General features: G+C 73.6%; 18 protein-coding genes. 3 read left to right on the top strand and 15 right to left on the bottom strand.

Going from position 1 to position 14,935, the window contains the following annotated elements; genetic code table 11:
- Positions 1–3: 3 nt before the first annotated feature.
- The 3 genes from OF850_RS14575 to OF850_RS14565 are packed head-to-tail and all read right to left on the bottom strand — an operon-like array spanning position 4 to position 2,846.
- On the bottom strand, positions 4–1,371 hold the full coding sequence (locus tag OF850_RS14575; protein ID WP_301590991.1) for a cytochrome ubiquinol oxidase subunit I: 1,368 nt from the start codon (positions 1,369–1,371) through the stop codon (positions 4–6).
- A 2-nt stretch (positions 1,372–1,373) separates the two neighbouring features.
- Entirely contained in the window at positions 1,374–1,949 is a 576-nt protein-coding gene (locus tag OF850_RS14570; RefSeq protein WP_301590990.1) for a GbsR/MarR family transcriptional regulator, read from the bottom strand.
- Positions 1,950–1,991: 42 nt separating this feature from the next.
- Positions 1,992–2,846: an MBL fold metallo-hydrolase gene (locus tag OF850_RS14565; protein WP_301590988.1), complete on the bottom strand. Its 855-nt coding sequence runs from the start codon at positions 2,844–2,846 to the stop codon at positions 1,992–1,994.
- Positions 2,847–2,950: 104 nt separating this feature from the next.
- Here OF850_RS14565 and OF850_RS14560 point away from each other — a divergent pair, with 104 nt between their 5' ends.
- Both OF850_RS14560 and OF850_RS14555 read left to right on the top strand, forming a co-directional pair.
- Complete coding sequence (locus OF850_RS14560) at positions 2,951–3,529, top strand: LysE family translocator (RefSeq protein WP_301590986.1); 579 nt, start codon at positions 2,951–2,953, stop codon at positions 3,527–3,529.
- Between the two features lie 5 nt (positions 3,530–3,534).
- The gene (locus OF850_RS14555; protein ID WP_301590985.1) at positions 3,535–4,866 is read left to right on the top strand and encodes an NAD(P)/FAD-dependent oxidoreductase; all 1,332 of its coding nucleotides are present in this window, start codon (positions 3,535–3,537) and stop codon (positions 4,864–4,866) included.
- A gap of 6 nt (positions 4,867–4,872) precedes the next feature.
- On the opposite strand, the gene OF850_RS14550 is transcribed toward OF850_RS14555, so the two are convergent.
- Positions 4,873–5,064 carry a hypothetical protein gene (locus OF850_RS14550; RefSeq protein WP_301590984.1) on the bottom strand — a complete coding sequence of 64 codons (192 nt, stop codon included), beginning with the start codon at positions 5,062–5,064 and terminating at the stop codon, positions 4,873–4,875.
- Between the two features lie 107 nt (positions 5,065–5,171).
- Here OF850_RS14550 and OF850_RS14545 point away from each other — a divergent pair, with 107 nt between their 5' ends.
- On the top strand, positions 5,172–5,579 hold the full coding sequence (locus OF850_RS14545; RefSeq protein ID WP_301590983.1) for a hypothetical protein: 408 nt from the start codon (positions 5,172–5,174) through the stop codon (positions 5,577–5,579).
- Here OF850_RS14545 and fabG read toward each other — a convergent pair.
- The 11 genes from fabG to OF850_RS14490 are packed head-to-tail and all read right to left on the bottom strand — an operon-like array spanning position 5,560 to position 14,874.
- Complete coding sequence (gene fabG, locus OF850_RS14540; RefSeq protein WP_301590982.1) at positions 5,560–6,288, bottom strand: 3-oxoacyl-ACP reductase FabG; 729 nt, start codon at positions 6,286–6,288, stop codon at positions 5,560–5,562. The two genes, OF850_RS14545 and fabG, sit on opposite strands and share 20 nt — an antisense overlap.
- Positions 6,285–6,713: a phosphotransferase gene (locus OF850_RS14535; protein WP_301590981.1), complete on the bottom strand. Its 429-nt coding sequence runs from the start codon at positions 6,711–6,713 to the stop codon at positions 6,285–6,287. Before OF850_RS14535 ends, fabG begins: the two co-directional genes overlap by 4 nt.
- Entirely contained in the window at positions 6,707–7,498 is a 792-nt protein-coding gene (locus OF850_RS14530; RefSeq protein ID WP_301590980.1) for a beta-ketoacyl synthase chain length factor, read from the bottom strand. The genes OF850_RS14535 and OF850_RS14530 overlap by 7 nt, the downstream gene beginning before the upstream one ends.
- Entirely contained in the window at positions 7,495–8,700 is a 1,206-nt protein-coding gene (locus tag OF850_RS14525; RefSeq protein WP_301590979.1) for a beta-ketoacyl-ACP synthase, read from the bottom strand. The genes OF850_RS14530 and OF850_RS14525 overlap by 4 nt, the downstream gene beginning before the upstream one ends.
- Positions 8,697–10,994, bottom strand: a complete 2,298-nt coding sequence (locus OF850_RS14520) for an MMPL family transporter (protein WP_301590978.1) — start codon at positions 10,992–10,994, stop codon at positions 8,697–8,699. The genes OF850_RS14525 and OF850_RS14520 overlap by 4 nt, the downstream gene beginning before the upstream one ends.
- Positions 10,994–11,557, bottom strand: coding sequence for a LolA family protein (locus OF850_RS14515; protein WP_301590977.1), 564 nt, complete (start codon positions 11,555–11,557; stop codon positions 10,994–10,996). Before OF850_RS14515 ends, OF850_RS14520 begins: the two co-directional genes overlap by 1 nt.
- Complete coding sequence (locus OF850_RS14510) at positions 11,554–12,495, bottom strand: LpxL/LpxP family acyltransferase (RefSeq protein WP_301590976.1); 942 nt, start codon at positions 12,493–12,495, stop codon at positions 11,554–11,556. Before OF850_RS14510 ends, OF850_RS14515 begins: the two co-directional genes overlap by 4 nt.
- On the bottom strand, positions 12,471–12,764 hold the full coding sequence (locus tag OF850_RS14505; RefSeq protein WP_301590975.1) for a hypothetical protein: 294 nt from the start codon (positions 12,762–12,764) through the stop codon (positions 12,471–12,473). The genes OF850_RS14510 and OF850_RS14505 overlap by 25 nt, the downstream gene beginning before the upstream one ends.
- Entirely contained in the window at positions 12,761–14,074 is a 1,314-nt protein-coding gene (locus OF850_RS14500; protein ID WP_301590974.1) for an AMP-binding protein, read from the bottom strand. Before OF850_RS14500 ends, OF850_RS14505 begins: the two co-directional genes overlap by 4 nt.
- A complete protein-coding gene (locus OF850_RS14495) occupies positions 14,067–14,609 on the bottom strand; it encodes a hypothetical protein (protein ID WP_301590973.1) in 543 nt (180 codons plus the stop codon). The genes OF850_RS14500 and OF850_RS14495 overlap by 8 nt, the downstream gene beginning before the upstream one ends.
- A complete protein-coding gene (locus OF850_RS14490) occupies positions 14,584–14,874 on the bottom strand; it encodes a phosphopantetheine-binding protein (protein WP_301590972.1) in 291 nt (96 codons plus the stop codon). Before OF850_RS14490 ends, OF850_RS14495 begins: the two co-directional genes overlap by 26 nt.
- Between the last annotated feature and the right edge of the window lie 61 nt (positions 14,875–14,935).

Here is a 14,935-nt window from a genome sequence, read left to right as displayed (position 1 = left end):
CCGTCACTCCCCCGGGACCAGCGTGGCTGCGGCGGGCAGGCCGGGGCGCTTGGGCTCGCCGGGCGCATCCGGTCCGGTGAGCGCCGGGCGGCGAGCGAGGTGCAGCAACGTGCCGAGATAGGCGAGCAGCAGGAAGGCATAGACCGCGAGATAGGCGGCGAGCGAGGTGGCCACCGTGCCCGCCGGGACCGGTCCGGCCGCCTCCCCGGTGCGAAGGATGCCGGTGACGAGCCAGGGCTGGCGGCCGATCTCCGTCGTGTACCAGCCGGCCAGTGTCGCCACCCAGCCGGAGAAGGTCATGGCGGCGAGCGCCCAGGCCGCCGGCCGCGACACCCGGCCGCGCCGCCAGAAGGACAGCGCCGCCCACCAGGAGACGAGCAGCATCAGCACGCCCACGCCGACCATGACACGGAAGGCCAGGAAGACGGGCAGCACGGGCGGGTGCTGGCCCTCGAACTCGTTGAGGCCGCGGATCTCGCCATCCCAGCTATGGGTGAGGATCAGCGAGCCGAGGCGCGGGATCTCCACCTCGAAGCGGTTGCGTCGCCCAGCGTCGTCGGGCCAGGCGAAGAGGCGCAGCCCGGCGCCACGCTCCGTTTCCCAGATGCCCTCCATCGCCGCGACCTTCTGCGGCTGGTGGTGCAGCGTGTTCAGCCCGTGCATGTCGCCGGCCAGGATCTGCAGCGGGATCAGCGTGGCGGCAACGAAGACGCCGACGCGCATGGCACGCAGCACGCCCGGGCTGTCGTCGCCGCGCAGCCAGCGAAAGGCCGACAGGCCCGCCACCAGAAAGGAGGCGGTGAGGCCGGAGGCGAGCAGCATGTGCGTGACGCGATAGGGCATGGAAGGGTTGAGGATGATCGCCGCCCAGTCCGTCGCGTGGGCCACGCCGTCGCGGATCTCGAACCCCGCCGGGGTCTGCATCCAGGAATTCAGCACCAGGATCCAGAAGGCCGACATGGTCGTGCCCAGGGCGACGAGAAACGTCGCCAGCGTGTGCAGCCGGTCGGGCACGCGGCCGTAGCCGAACAGCATGACGGCCAGGAAGGTTGCCTCCAGGAAGAAGGCGGTGATGACCTCGTAGGCCAGCAGCGGCCCGGCGATGTTGCCCACGCGCTCCATGTAGCCCGGCCAGTTGGTGCCGAACTGGAAGGACATGGTGACGCCCGAGACGACGCCCATGGCGAAGGAAAGCGCGAAGACCTTCACCCAGAACTTGTAGGCATCCATCCACGCCTCGTCCCGGGTCGCGTTGAAGCGCAGCTTCAGGAAGAGCAGGATCCAGCCCAGCGCGATAGTGATCGCGGGGAACAGGATGTGGAAGGAGATGTTCGCCGCGAACTGGATCCGCGACAGCATCACGCCGTCCATCGTCACTTCTCCTTCTGGCGGGACTTCTTCCCGCCCATGATCAGCTTCAGCTTGCGGCCAGAATCCAGGACCTTGGCGACGCCGCTGCCCATGCGCAGCAGGGCGACGATGCGGTCATCCGGCAGCTTCGCGATCTCGTCCGCCCAGGAGGTGAGGAGTTCGATCGCTTCCGTCATCTCGCGCAGCCGTTCCTGCGCGTGCTGCTCGGCTGGGCTGGATGCTTTCTGCATCGCGAGGTCGCGCAGCACGGACAGGGTCGGGTCCACCTCGCGCTTGCGCCGCTCCTCCGCCAGGGTGCGGATCACCGCCCAGGGATCCTCCAGCGCGGCGAAATGGTCGCGCCGGTCGCCGGGCAGGTGCAGGCGGCGGACGAGGCGCCAGGTGTCCAGCTCCTTCAGCCCCATGGACACGTTGGAGCGGGACACGCCCAGCGCCTCCACGATGTCCTCTGCGTTCAAGGGCCGGTCGGACACGTAGAGCAGGGCGTAGATCTGCCCCACCGTGCGGTTGATGCCCCAGCGCGACCCCATCTCCCCGAAATGGAGCACGAAGGACTGGATGAGGGGCGGCAATTCCATGACAGTCAGATATTTCTGCAAATCCTGAAATTCAAGAAGCCCTCACTCGACGGTGCCCTTCACCGGCAGCTTCAGGTAGCGGACGCCGTTCGCCTCCGCCTCCGGGAAGCGCCCGGCGCGGATGTTGACCTGGATGGAGGGGATCAGCAGCGCGGGCGGCGACAGCTTGGCGTCGCGCTCCTGCCGGAAGCGCACGAACTCCTCCTCGCCCAGCTTGAGGTGCGGGTTGTGCGCCTTCTGCTCCGCCACGCTGGACTGCCAGGCGAAGCGGTCCCGCCCGGGCGCCTTGTAGTCGTGGCACATCCACAGCCTTGTATGGTCCGGCAGGGCGAGGAGGCGGGCGATGGAACCCCACAGGGCGCGGCAATCGCCGCCCGGGAAGTCGCAGCGCGCCGTGCCGTAATCGTGCATGAACAGCGTGTCGCCCACGAACACGTCGTCACCGACCTTGTAGGCGATGTCGGCCGGGGTGTGGCCGGGCACGTGCAGCACCTCCACCCGCAGATGGCCGAGGGCGAAATGATCGCCATCCTCGTAAAGCTCGTCGAAATCGCCCGGGTCCGCCTCTACGTCGAAGACGGGGCGGAAGATGCGCTGCACCTCCGTGATGCGGGCGCCGATGCCGATGAGGGCGCCGGTGCGGGCCTTCAGCCAGGGCGCCGCGGTCAGGTGGTCGGCATGGGCGTGGGTTTCCAGGATGCGGGCGATCCGCACCCCCTCCTCCCGCGCCGCATCGAGGATGGCCTGGGCGGAGCGGGTCGAGGCCTCGCCCGCCGCTTGGTTCCAATCCAGCACGGGGTCCACCACCGCCCCCTCGCGCGTATCGGGGCACCAGACGAGGTAGCTGACCGTGTTGGTGGGTTCGTGAAAGAAGGCGCGGATCGCGGCCTCGGGCATGGCGGGGTCCTCCTGCCCGGAGGCTAGGTGCGGCCGCCTGCCCCCGGCAAGGAATGTTGGGCGGCCGCATCGCCGGGCGCGCGGTTCCGTCCTATGCACGGGCGATGCAAGACCCGCTGCTCTTCGCCCTGGCCGTGCTGGCGCTGCTGGGCACGCCCGGCCCCACCAACACCCTGCTGGCGACCGCGGGCGCCATGGCCGGGCTGCGCGCCTCGCTGAAGCTCATCCTCGCGGAGGCGGCGGGCTACCTCATCGCCATCCTCGGCATCGGGCTGCTGATCGGCCCGGCCGTGGCGACCTCGCCCCTCGTCTCGGGCGCCTTGCGGGTGGTGGTGGGGGCCTATCTCGTCCTGCTGGCCGTGCGGCTCTGGCAGCGTGGCGAGGCCGGGCCAGGACCGGGCGGCGCGGTGAGCTTCGCGCAGGTCTGGCTGACCACGCTGCTGAATCCCAAGGCGCTGGTGCTGGCCCTCGTGGTCATTCCCTTCGGCCATCCCGGCGTGGGCCTTTATCTTCTGGGCTTTACCACGCTGCTGATGATGTGCGCCCTGGGCTGGATTGCCTTCGGCGCCACGCTGGGCGCGGCGGCGGGGCGTGCGGGCAAGGCGCGATTCGTGCCGCGCGCCGGGTCGCTGGCGGTGGGCGGATTCGCGGCCTTCCTGCTGCTTTCGCCGATGCTGCGCTGAGGCGCTTGACAGGAAGCCGGGGGCTGCGCTGCCTTCGCGCCATGCCCGGCACCGCATCACCAGACATCCTCATCGTGGGCGGGGGCCCGGCGGGCTCCACCGCCGCCGCCCTCCTCGCCATGCAGGGACGCTCCGTCACCCTGCTGGAAAAGGAGGCGCATCCGCGCTTCCACATCGGCGAAAGCCTCCTGCCCCGCAACCTTGACGTCCTGGAGCGCCTCGGCGTGCTGGAGGAGGTGCGCGGCATCGGCGTGCACAAGCCGGGCGCCGAGTTCGTCAGCGACCGCACCGGGCGGTCCTGCGCCTTCCCCTTCGCCCAGGCGCTCAACCGCTCGCGCACCAGCGCGTGGCAGGTGCGGCGCTCGGATTTCGACGCGCTGCTGTTCCGCAACGCTCGGTCCAAGGGTGCCGATGCGCGGGAGCGCGTGCGCGTCACCGACATCCGCTTCGGCGCGCCGGGCGAGCGCGCCACCGTCCTCGCGGAGGGTCCGGAGAAGGAGGCGCTGGAGTTCCGCCCGCGCTACGTGCTGGACGCCTCCGGGCGCGACACCTTCCTCGCCGGGCGGATGCGGGTGAAGGACACCAACAAGTACAACAACACCGCCGCCATGTACGCGCATTTCGAGGGGGTGGAGCGCCGCACCGGGGAGCTGGAGGGCTACATCTCCATCCACCTCGCGGAGGATGGCTGGTTCTGGCTGATCCCGCTGCCGGGCGACGTGATGAGCGTCGGCTTCGTCGGCAACCAATCCGCCTGGAAGAACCGCAAGGGCGCGGCGCAGGAGGTGTTCGCGGCGCGCATTGCCTCCTCCCCCACCGTGTCGGACCGGCTGCGCGGCGCGCGGATGGTCAGCGACATCTACAGCACCGGCAACTACAGCTACCGCGCGCGCCAGGGCTTCGGCGACAACTTCCTGATGATCGGCGACGCCTATGGCTTCGTAGACCCGATGTTCTCGACCGGCGTCTTGATGGCGATGACGGCGGGCGAGCTGGGCGCGGAAGCCGCCCATGCCTGGCTGGACGACCCGGCGCGTGGGCAGCGCCTGGCGGCGCGCACCAACCGCGAGCTGGCCGACGCGATGGACCGCATCAGCTGGCTGATCTACCGCATCAACGACCCGGTGCTGCGCTCGCTGTTCATGGCGCCGCGCAACACGCTGTGGATGCGCGACGGCATCATCAACATGCTGGCCGGCAACCTGCGCGGCGACCCGCGCGCCACCCTGCCCATCCTGAGCTTCAAGGCGGTGTTCCACGTACTGTCGGCGCTGCACCGCTTCGGCCTCGGCCCCCGCATGCCGGAGGAACCGACGGCGCTGGCGCCGGCCGAGTAGCCGCTTTCAGCGCGTCCGGTCGCGCATCCAGTCGCCGGCACGGTCCAGCGCGGCGCCGGTGGATTGCGCGGCGTGCCCCAGCGCATCGCCGGTTCGGGTGCCCGCGCGGTCCAGCGCGGCGCCGGCCCGCGCGCCGGGCTGGCGGCTTTCGCAGGCCGAGATGAGGAGGAGCACAAGCAGCAGGGGAAGCCGTCTCATGAGGCGGGAGCATGTGACGCGGGCGCCTGGACCGCAAGAGCGTCTTCGGCTTGCCGCGCCTGGGAAGCAAGGCCATCATCCCGCCGCCAGACCAAGGGAACCCCGCCATGACCGCGCAACGCCGCACCCTCCTGCTGCTTGGCCTCACCCTGCCCGCCCTCGCCGCCTGCGGGCGGCAGGCCGCGCTGGTTTCCCAGGTGGATGGCGAGTTCGGGGGGCCGGGCAGCTTGGCCGAGCGCGCCTTGCAGATCCGCCGCGCCGGCGCCTCGCTCGGCTGGTCCATGTCGGACTGGCAGCCGGGGCTGATGCGCGGCACGCTGAACCTTCGCGGGCACCAGGCGGTGGTGGACATCCCCTACGACCGGAACCGCTTCAGCATCCGCTACGTGGACAGCACCAACCTGAACGCCGGGGCCGGCACGATCCACCCGAACTACAATGCCTGGGTGCAGAACCTGCGGAACGCCGTCATGCGCGAATCCGCCATGGGCGGGGTCAGCCCAGCCCGCCGCTGACCGCGATCACCTGCCCGCTGACATAGCTGGCGGCGTCGGAGCACAGGAAGCCCACCACCGCGGCCACCTCCTCCGGCCGCCCGGCGCGGCGGGCGGGCACCATCTCCCGGATGCGCTCGGGCGGGAGGGCGGCGGACACGGCCGGGCTCTCGATGATGCCGGGCGCCACCGCATTGGCTGTCACCCCGCGCGAGGCGTACTCGAGCGAGACGGTCTTCACCGCGCCGATCAGCCCCGCCTTGGCCGCGGCATAGGCTGCCTGCCCGCGATTGCCCATGAGGCCCGAGATGGAGGAGATGGCGACCACGCGCCCCCAGCGCGTGCCCATCATCGGCATGATCAGCGGCCGCAGCGCCGCGTAGAAACCCGTCAGCGACACCTCCACCACGCCGCGCCACTGCGCCTCGGTCATGGCGGCGAGCGGCACGTCGTCGTGGATGCCGGCGTTGTGGACCAGGATCTGCACCGGCCCGTCCGCCAGCACGCGCTCCAGCGCGGCGGCGGTACCGGGCACGTCGGTCAGATCGAAGCCCAAAGCGGCGGCGCGTCCGCCCCCGGCGCGAATCTCCTCCGCCAGCGCCTCGGCGCGCTCCAGTCCGGCATGGGCGTGGATCAGCACCTCGTGCCCCTGCGCGGCGAGGTGGCGGGACATGGCGGCGCCCAGCGGGCTGGAACCTCCCGTCACCAGGGTGCGGCGGGCCGTCGTCATGCGAGGATCACGGCCGCCTGGCCCTCCAGCAGCGTGGCCCCGGCGCCCCGGACGGCGAAGCGGTAGATGAAGCCCGAGGCCTCGGCCACCAGCGCCTCGGCCTCCACCGCCAGCGGGCCGGGCACCTCGTCCAGCCGGGGGACGTGCAGGGCAACGTCGCGCAGCGAGGACACGAATCCCCGGCGCTGCGCCGCGCCCTGCCCCAGAGCGCCGTGCAGCGCCATGGCCTGCAAGGCGAACTCGACGCCGCAAACGGAGGGCAGCATCCCGTCGCGGCGCAGCGGGTGCGTGGGATCGCGGTGGCGCGCGGTTTCGCACAGGATGCGCGCCTCCTCCCAGTGCAGCACGCGGTCGAGCAGGCACATGGCGCCCGCATGGGGCACGAGGCGCGCGACCGCCTCGGCATCGCCGGGCAGGGTCAGCATGGAAGGCAGCGCAGCTCCAGGTGGCTCTCGGGCCCGGCGGCGAGGCGCAGCGAAGCCTCGCGCCGCGCCGCCAGGGCGCGCAGCAGCGGCAGGGCGCGGGCGGCGGGGTTGCCCGTTTCCAGTGCCGCCAGGGCGTCCGCCGGCACGGCCTCGGGCACGGTGCCGGGGCGCGGGTCGAGTTCCAGCACGGCGCGCGCGCCCGGCGCCTCGGCGGGGCGCAGCACCAAGGCGGCGGCGAAGGGGAAGGCGGTGGGGCGCGCCCCGTGCAGCGGCGCGGGCATGGGCACGTCATAGGCGCAAAGCAGCACCGGCCCGCCGCGCACCAGGGCCGTCGCGGCGGCCGCCAGCAGCCCCGCCCCGAAGGCCGCGTCATGTCCGCCCAGCGACAGGGAGGGACGGGTGGAGCCGACCGCGATGTGCCAGTACCCCGCCGCCGCATTGTGCACCGAGTTGTGGAACTGCGTGGGCGAAAGGGCGACCTCCTCGCCTTGCAGCGCCTCCATCAGCGCGCCCACCACGGCGCCGTCGCCATTGGCGCTGCTGAAGACTGTTTCCAGCGCCGCGCGGTCGGGCTCCGCTTCCGTCGCCTCGGACGCGGCGGCGAGGGCGAGGCGCGTGGTGGCCCCGGCGCGGCGACGCTCCGTGGGGGACAGCAGGGCGGGGGCGGGCACGGCGCATTCCGCCTCGGACCAGGGGACGGTCCCGGCCAGCACGGCCTCGCTCGCCGCCCATCCGGAAAGGCCGGGACCCCAGACGGAAAGCCCGTGCACCGTGCAGCGGATCATGCGCGGCCGATGACCAGGGAGCAGTTGCTGCCGCCGAAGCCGAAGGAATTGCTGAGCACGCGCTGCAACGGGGTGGCCCGGTTTGCGGTCGCGATGGCCGAGCGGAACTCCGGGTCGGGCTGGTCCACGCGCAGGCAGCCGGGCACCAGCCCCTCCTCCACGCAGAGGGCGCCGATCACCGCCTCGATGGCGCCGGATGCGCCCAGCGTGTGCCCCGTCCAGCCCTTGGTGGAGGAGCAGGGCACGGCGGCGCCGAACAGGTGATGCACCGCCCGGTCCTCCATCGCGTCATTGGCACGGGTGCCGGTGCCGTGCAGGTTGACGTAGCCGATCTCCTCCGGCGCGATCCCGGCGGAGTCCAGCGCGGCGCGCATGGCGGAGACGGCGCCCAGCCCCTCCGGATGCGGGGAGGACATGTGGTGGCCGTCGCTGCTGGCCCCGGCGCCCAGCAGCAGCGTGGCGCCAGGGGGCGCGTCCGCCGGGCGTTCCAGCAGCAGCAGCCCTGCCGCTTCGCCGATCGTGATGCCGTCGCGGTCGCCCGCGCAGGGGCGGGTGGGGCCGCGGCTCAGCAATTCCAGCGCGTTGAAGCCCTGCAGCGTCAGCCGGCACAGGCTGTCCACCCCGCCCGCCACCACCGCATCCGCGACGCCTGCGGCGATCAGGGTCGCCGCCTCCATGATGGCGCGGGCGCCGGAGGTGCAGGCGGTGGAGATGACCAGCGCCGGGCCCGACAGCCCGAGCCGGGCCTGGAGGTATTGCGGCAGGGCTTGGAGGTCATGGGTGCGGCGGTAGTCGAAATCGGCGGGCAGCTCCGCCTGCCCCTCCGGGCGGCGGCGATAGGCCTGCTCGGTTTCCTCGATGCCGGCGGTGCTGGTGCCGACCACCACGGCGACGCGATGCGCGCCATGCCGCGCGACCGCCGCCCGCACCGCCTCGGCGAAGCCGTCGGCGCGCAGGGCCAGTTCGGCCAAGCGGTTGTTGCGGCAGTCAAACCCGGCGAGGCCGGGCGGCGGGGCGGCTTCCTCTAGCCCCGGCACCTCGCCGGTCCAGATGCCGTCCGGGGCGCTGGGGAAGCGTGCGGGGGCAAGGCCGGAAATGCGGTCGCGCAGCGCGGCCCGCAGCGGTTCGACCCCCGCCCCGAGCGCCGTCACCACCGTCCGGGCCGAGATGGCCAGCGGCCAGGGGGAAGCGCGGCCGCTCATGCCGCCCGCCGGGGCAGGAGGGCCAGGGCGAGCAGGAAGGCCGAGGCGACGCCCGCGCTGACGGTGAGGCCGATGCCGCGCAGCACGGGGGTTTCACAGACCAGCAGGAGGCCGAAGGTCAGGAGCGTGGAAAGGACGCAGGTCAGGACGGCTTCCAAGGTGCGTGGGTCCATCTCGGCACGGGCGAGAAACAGCGCATAATCTATGGCAAGTCCCGCCAGCAGCAAAAGGGCGGCGAGGTGGAACAGGTTCAGCGCCTCGCCCGCCAGGGCGAGGGTGGCAAGGGCCAGCAGCAGCGCGCCGCCGATCGGCCCCGCCGCGCGCAAGGCCGGGCGTAGCCCGCCCAGCCCCCAGCCGAGGATCAGCAGCACCAGCGCCCCGCCCGCCGCCGCCCAGCCCAGCGTCGCGGTTCCGTAGGCGAGCAGCAGCCGCTCCATCTCCAGCTTGGTGTCCAGGAAGGCGACGCCCGGTAGGCCCAGCCCCGCGGCCGCCGCTTCCAGCGCCAGCGGGTCCGAAACGCCGCTGGCGGGGGCGATGGCCCAGTGCGCGCCCTCCTGCCGGGCCAGCAGCGGCGAAAGCCGGGCGGACAGGACTGGGGCCTCCCGCGCGAAGGCCTCGGGGGTGATGGGGTCCAGGGCGCGGCTCTCCGCCACCGCCGCCTCGAAGCGGCGGAAGGCGGTGGGGCGGAAGGGCAGCCCGGCCGAGGCCGCGCGCAGCGCCTCCGCGAGTTCCTCCGGCGCCGGCAGCGAAGCCTGCCGCTCCCGCTGCGCGGCAAGGGAGGGCAGCCAGTCCGAGGGGAGGTCCAGGCCCGCCAGCAGCCCGCGCGCAAGGAGCGGCGCGGCGGCCTGGCGCAGCGCTTCCGCGCCCCGCAGCGCCTCCTCCTCCGAGGCGGCGGGGCCGAGGACGAACAGGGCGCGCACGTCGGGCGCGCCGAGCACCGCGCGCAGCTCGGCATCCAGGCTCTGCTGCGCCGCCGGCACGGGGGAAAGCGCGGCCATGTCGCGTTGCAGGCGCGGCCCGCCCGAGGCGAGCAGAGCCAGCACGGCCAGCCCCATCGCCCCCAGCGCCAGGGTGCGGCGTCCTTGCAGGGCGCGCAGCGGCCGCAGCACGGACGCGGGCAGCGCCCGCGGCTCGGCCGCGAAGCCGGGCGGCGCCAGGCGCGGCAGCAGCCAGCGCGTCGTCAGCGCCGCCGTCACCACGCCGGCGGCCGCGAAGCTGCCCAGCTGCGCCAGCCCCGGCAGGCCGGAGCCCAGCATGGCGATCAGCCCCGCCGCCGCCGCCCCCGCGGCGAGGCGCAGCGTCGGCCAAAGGCGCCGCGCCGCGTCCTCCATCGCCTCGCCGGGGCGGCGCAGGGTCAGCAGCAGGATCGGGTAGTCCACCGTGACGCCGAGCATGGTCATGCCGAAGCCCAGCGCCACCGCATGGACGGTGCCGAAGACCAGCAGCGTCAGCGCATAGCCCGCCAGCGCGCCGGCCAGCAGCGGCACCGCCACCAGCAGCAGCAGCGCCGCCGAGCGGAAGCGCCAGAAGAGAAACAGCGCCAGCAGGCTGGCTCCCAGCCCCGAGGCCAGCTGCACGTCGGCGCGGATGGAGGCGGCGGCCTCCGCCGCGAAGACGCCGGGGCCGCTCAGCAGCAGCCGCGCGCCGGGAGGCGGGCTGGCGGCGGCGAAGCCCTCGCGGAAGGCGGCCATGGCTTCTCGCTGCGCCTCCGCGTCCAGCCCCCCACCGGCCGAGCGGGCCAGCAGCAGGACGCGGCTGCCATCGGTGGTGAACCAGGCGCCGTCGCTGCTTTCCAGCCGGTTCTCCCCCAGCCACCGTGCCGCGAGGCGGGGAAAGGCCCCCGTCGGGTCGGCGAAGCCGAAGCGGGCCAGAAGCGGTGCGGCGGCGCCGCGCAGCCCGTCCAGCAACGCCTCCAGACGTGGGCGCAGCGCCTCCGCCGTGAAGGCGTCCGGCCGTGTTTCGCCCGAAAGCAGGTAGCGATGGCGGAACAGGAAGGCTTCCTCCGCCTCGCCCAGGCGCAGCGTGCCGTCGCCGACGAAGGAGAAGCGGCCCGATGTGCGCAGCGAGGCCGCGGTTTCGCGCGACAGCCGCGCCATCTCCGCGCGCGGCGCTCCCTCGATGGCGGCGAGAAGCAGGGTGGTGGCCGCGCCCGAGCGCAGCTCGCGGAACAGGAAGGTGCTGGCCGGGCTGTTGCCCGGCGGCAGGAATTCCGCGAGGTCGGCGCGCGGCGGGTGGCGGGCCAGCAGCGCGCCACCCAGCGCGGCGAGCAGGAGCAGGGCCAGGAAGGGGCGCATCAAGGGAGAGGGAAGATCCTCATGCGGCTGATCCCGCCGCCCTCCTGGGTTTCCACTTCCAGCACCTCCGTCCCGGTCCCGCGCAGGGTGAGGCGCTGCACCATCCCGCGCAGCCGCAGGGAGGAGGGGATGAGGCGCAGGCTCCAGCTTCCGTCGGCCTCGGGGTCGAAGCGGATGTCGTAGTGGCGCCCCAAGGTCGCGAGGTCGCCGGCCAGCGTGGCGCGCACCGCCTCCACCAGCGCCGCCATCTCGGGCTGGCTGGCGAGGGCGAAATCCTGGCGCTGGCCCCGGTCCGGCCGCTCCCAGGTCAAACGGGGACCGGCCACGACGAGGCGCTCCTCGATGGGGGAGACCGTGTGCTTCTCCAGGCGGTCGGGCGCCTGCCAGGTCAGCGTGCCGCTATAGGGGATGGGCACGTCCAGCTCCGGCAGGGCGCGCTCCTCCTCGAAACGGGAGCGGCGGCTGCGCACCGCCGCCATCCGGCGCATCTGCGCCTCCAGGGGCGTTTCCGCCCGCGCCGCGCCCGGCGCCGCCAGGGCGGCGAGGAGGAGGCGCCGCCTCACGCGCCCCAGAACCGGTGGAAGTTGAACCAGTTGTCCGGCGCCTCGCGCGCCGTGTCCTCCAGCCGCGCCGCGTAGCGGGGGAGCGAGCGGCGGAGGAATTCCTCCCGCCCGGCGCGGGGCACGGGGGCGGTGAGGTCTTCGAAGGGCTCGAAGCGCACCTCGTAGCGGCGCGGCCCGCGGCGCAGCCCGAAGGCCAGCATCACCGGCACGCCGAGCAGTGCGGCCAGCTGGTGCGGCCCGGCGGGCAGCGGCGCGGGGGAGCCGAGAAAGGGAACGGACACCATGCGCGCCCCTTCCGGCGCGCGGTCGGCCAGCAGCCCCACCAGCCCGCCGCGCTCCAGGCATTCGCGCACGCGCAGCATGGCGTCGGGCTGGCCCAGCGGGATGATCGCGGCGGCGCGCGCCTCGCCGCCCAGCGCGTCGGCCCATTGCTTCACGCGGGCGGCGTTGCCCTCGTGCATCAGCACGGCCAGCTCCACCGGGCAGCCGGCATCGGCCACGGCGCGCATCGCCTCGAAGGAGCCGAGATGGGCGCCCAGGAGCAGCACGCCGCGGCCTTCCGCCATCCGCGCCCGCAGATCGTCCAGCCCGCGCATCTCCAGTCGGAAGCCTTCGGTGCGCCCGGTGCAGAGCCAGACCCGGTCCAGGATGGTGCTGCTGAAGCTGAAATAAAGCCGCCACAGCTCGCGCCATCCTGCCTCCCGCCCGAGGGCGCGGCGGAGGAACTCGCGCGAGGCCCGGCGCGGGCGCGGCGCCGTCAGCAGGAAATAGGCGGTGATGGGGAACAGCAGCGCATGACCCACGCGCCAGCCGAGGCGCAGGGCGATGGCCGTCATCAGCCGCAGCAGCGTGGGCGAGCCGCGCTCGGGCGCTGCGCGCCAGTCCGGGGCCGCGCCGGCGTTTCCGGGAGGGTTCAGCGGGAGGGTGGCGCCGGGCATCCGAACTCCCCCCGCGCGACGACGCGCGCGCCCACGTGGCAGGTGAAGGACAGGCGCGGCCCGGCCGGGCCGAATTCCACCTCAACCGTTTCCTCTGGCGCGACGGGGGCGATGAACTTGGCCCGCAGCAGCGCGGTGGGCGCCGCCCCGTCCCGCCGGGCGATGGCCTGCATCACTTCATCCAGCAGCAGCACGCCGGGCACGATGGGATGGCCCGGGAAATGCCCGGGCAGGCTGGGATGGTTCGCCGGGATGGCGAAGCGTGTCACTTCCCCTCCAGCGCCAGCAGGGCGCGGCGCGGCAGCTTGCCCAGCGCGTCGCGCGGCAGTGCCTCCACCAGCCGGAGGCGGCGCGGCAGGAAGGCGGGATCGAGCCGCCGCCGCAGGCCGAGCAGGATGTCCTCCGCGCTGCGGCCGGGCGCGACGACCACGGCGGAAAGCCGGGCGGCGGGGTTCCGCTCCAGGTCGTCGGGCACGACGAAGACGCCGTCCTGTACCCCTTCCACATCGGCCAGGGCGCGGTTCAGCTCGCCCAGCGAGGCGCGCTTGCCGCCCAGCTTCACGATGTCGGCGATGCGGCCCAGCAGGCGGAAGCGCCCGTCCGGCAGCAATTGCAGCGCGTCGCCGAGGGGCACGCGGCCAAGCCCCGGCACAAGCGCCGCCGCTTCTTCCATTGCAATGCCGGGATAGGGCAGCCAAGCCTCCTCCTCCACGGTGCGGCGGCTGGCGACGGAGCCCGCCTCGGAGGCGCCGTAGATCTCCAGCACGGGGGCGGCCCAGCGCTCCTCCACCGCGGCCGCCAGCTCACGCCCCAGGGGGGCGGTGGCAGAAACAACGGCGGCGGGCGGCCGGGCCGGGGCGTCGCCGGAAAGGAGGGCGCGCAGGTGCAGCGGCGTGGAAACGAGGATGCGGCGGCCCGGCAGGCGCTCCAGCGCCGCCAGCACGTCGCCGGGGAAGAAGGTTTCCTTCGCCTCCACCGCGACCTGCGCCTGGAGGGGCAGCATGATCGTCGTCTCGAAGCCGTACATGTGCTGGGCCGGGACAGTGGCGGCGACGGCGGCGGGCGGGCCGTCCCCCTCGCGCAGGCCGAAGCGCGTGGCGGCAGCCTGCGCCGCGGCGACCAGCGCGTCCCAGGGCTTGGGATGGGCGCTTGGCGCCCCGGTGGAGCCGGAGGTGAAGGCGATGGCGGCGGTGCGCCCGGCGGGGATGTCCGGCCAGGGCGGCGCCTCCCCGGCAGGCGGCGCACCGTCCAGGCGGATCACCGGCAGGGGGCAGCCAGCCACGGGCGCGTCGGCCAGCACGTAGGCATCGGGGAAGCGCGCGGCGGTGGGCAGGAATTGCGCCGCCCCGGCCCGGCCGCCGCCCAGCAGCACCGGATGGCCGCGCAGCACCGCGGCGGCAAAGGCGACGAGGGAATGCGAGCGGTCGGCGCAGAGATCCACCGCATGGCCCTGTGCGGGCAGGCGCGCGGCCAGGGAAGAGGCCTCGCGCCGGAATGCGGCGACGGAAAGCGGAAGCCCGTCCCGGAAGGCGATCGCCTCCCCCGCCGCGCGCGGGAGGAGGGGCAGGAAATCAGCCATGGCGCGCGCCCAGGCTGCGGCCGATGGCGCCCAGCGTGCCCCAGGGCGTGACGGGGCGAAGCTGCGGGAAGCGGTGGGCGCGCAGCGCGTGCTCGCCCAGGAAGACGCCGACGAGCAGCACGGCCTGCCCCGCCAGGATCGCCCCCGTGCGCCCAAGACCCAGCAGCGGGAGCAGATGCGCCAGGGCCGACAGCAGCAGCAGCCCGGCCCAGAGCGCCGTGAGGGCGCGGGTGTAGCCCTCCACCTCCGGCGGCAGGCCCTGGCGGTCGAAGCGCGCGTAGTGGGAGATCAGCGGCACCCGCCCGGCGCGCAGCGAAAGCCCGAAGCGCAGCGCCACCAGCAGGTTCACCGCGGCGGCCAGCAGTGCCCCGCCCGCCGGCCCCGCCCAGCGCAGCAGCGTCGTGCCCGCCGCCACCTCGAGACCCCAGAGCGCGAGGCCAAACGGCAGCACCACCAGGAGGAGGCGGCGCCGGCTGGGCTTGGCTGGTTCCGCCGGAGGCGGGGAGATGTCAGCGGAGGCGCTGAGCGGCGACATGCGCGGCGAGGGAGCGGAGCGACGCGAAGATCCGATGGTTCTGCGCGTCGTCCGACCGGAGCTGCACCCCGTAGGCCTTGGACACGACCAGCGAGATCTCCAGCGCATCGATCGAATCGAGCCCCAGCCCGTCGCCGAAGAGCGGCGCCTCGGCGTCGATCTCCTCCGGCGTGGTTTCCAGGGACAGGGCCTCGATGATGAGCCGCTTCAGCTCCTCCTCGATGGCGAGGGTGTCTTCGCTCCCCGTCGGGAGCGGCTTCGCCATGGCATTCACGGTGTCATGTTCCTTACCTCGGCGACCAGCCGCCGGACAGGCGGATCGCACG

The sequence above is a fragment of the Sabulicella glaciei genome, from assembly GCF_026183895.1.
Taxonomy (GTDB): Bacteria; Pseudomonadota; Alphaproteobacteria; order Acetobacterales; family Acetobacteraceae; genus Roseococcus; species Roseococcus glaciei.
This window is presented reverse-complemented; position numbering and strand designations above follow the sequence as displayed.

What these genes read in the sequence shown, in the direction of transcription:
- OF850_RS14525 (WP_301590979.1), bottom strand. Translation starts at nt 8,700, where the DNA reads ATGAGCGGCCGCGCTTCCCCCTGGCCGCTGGCCATCTCGGCCCGGACG.
- OF850_RS14565 (WP_301590988.1), bottom strand. Translation starts at nt 2,846, where the DNA reads ATGCCCGAGGCCGCGATCCGCGCCTTCTTTCACGAACCCACCAACACG.
- OF850_RS14545 (WP_301590983.1), top strand. Translation starts at nt 5,172, where the DNA reads ATGACCGCGCAACGCCGCACCCTCCTGCTGCTTGGCCTCACCCTGCCC.
- OF850_RS14510 (WP_301590976.1), bottom strand. Translation starts at nt 12,495, where the DNA reads ATGCCCGGCGCCACCCTCCCGCTGAACCCTCCCGGAAACGCCGGCGCG.
- OF850_RS14495 (WP_301590973.1), bottom strand. Translation starts at nt 14,609, where the DNA reads ATGTCGCCGCTCAGCGCCTCCGCTGACATCTCCCCGCCTCCGGCGGAA.
- OF850_RS14500 (WP_301590974.1), bottom strand. Translation starts at nt 14,074, where the DNA reads ATGGCTGATTTCCTGCCCCTCCTCCCGCGCGCGGCGGGGGAGGCGATC.
- fabG (WP_301590982.1), bottom strand. Translation starts at nt 6,288, where the DNA reads ATGACGACGGCCCGCCGCACCCTGGTGACGGGAGGTTCCAGCCCGCTG.
- OF850_RS14560 (WP_301590986.1), top strand. Translation starts at nt 2,951, where the DNA reads ATGCAAGACCCGCTGCTCTTCGCCCTGGCCGTGCTGGCGCTGCTGGGC.
- OF850_RS14550 (WP_301590984.1), bottom strand. Translation starts at nt 5,064, where the DNA reads ATGAGACGGCTTCCCCTGCTGCTTGTGCTCCTCCTCATCTCGGCCTGC.
- OF850_RS14570 (WP_301590990.1), bottom strand. Translation starts at nt 1,949, where the DNA reads ATGGAATTGCCGCCCCTCATCCAGTCCTTCGTGCTCCATTTCGGGGAG.
- OF850_RS14530 (WP_301590980.1), bottom strand. Translation starts at nt 7,498, where the DNA reads ATGATCCGCTGCACGGTGCACGGGCTTTCCGTCTGGGGTCCCGGCCTT.
- OF850_RS14520 (WP_301590978.1), bottom strand. Translation starts at nt 10,994, where the DNA reads ATGCGCCCCTTCCTGGCCCTGCTCCTGCTCGCCGCGCTGGGTGGCGCG.
- OF850_RS14490 (WP_301590972.1), bottom strand. Translation starts at nt 14,874, where the DNA reads ATGGCGAAGCCGCTCCCGACGGGGAGCGAAGACACCCTCGCCATCGAG.
- OF850_RS14575 (WP_301590991.1), bottom strand. Translation starts at nt 1,371, where the DNA reads ATGGACGGCGTGATGCTGTCGCGGATCCAGTTCGCGGCGAACATCTCC.
- OF850_RS14535 (WP_301590981.1), bottom strand. Translation starts at nt 6,713, where the DNA reads ATGCTGACCCTGCCCGGCGATGCCGAGGCGGTCGCGCGCCTCGTGCCC.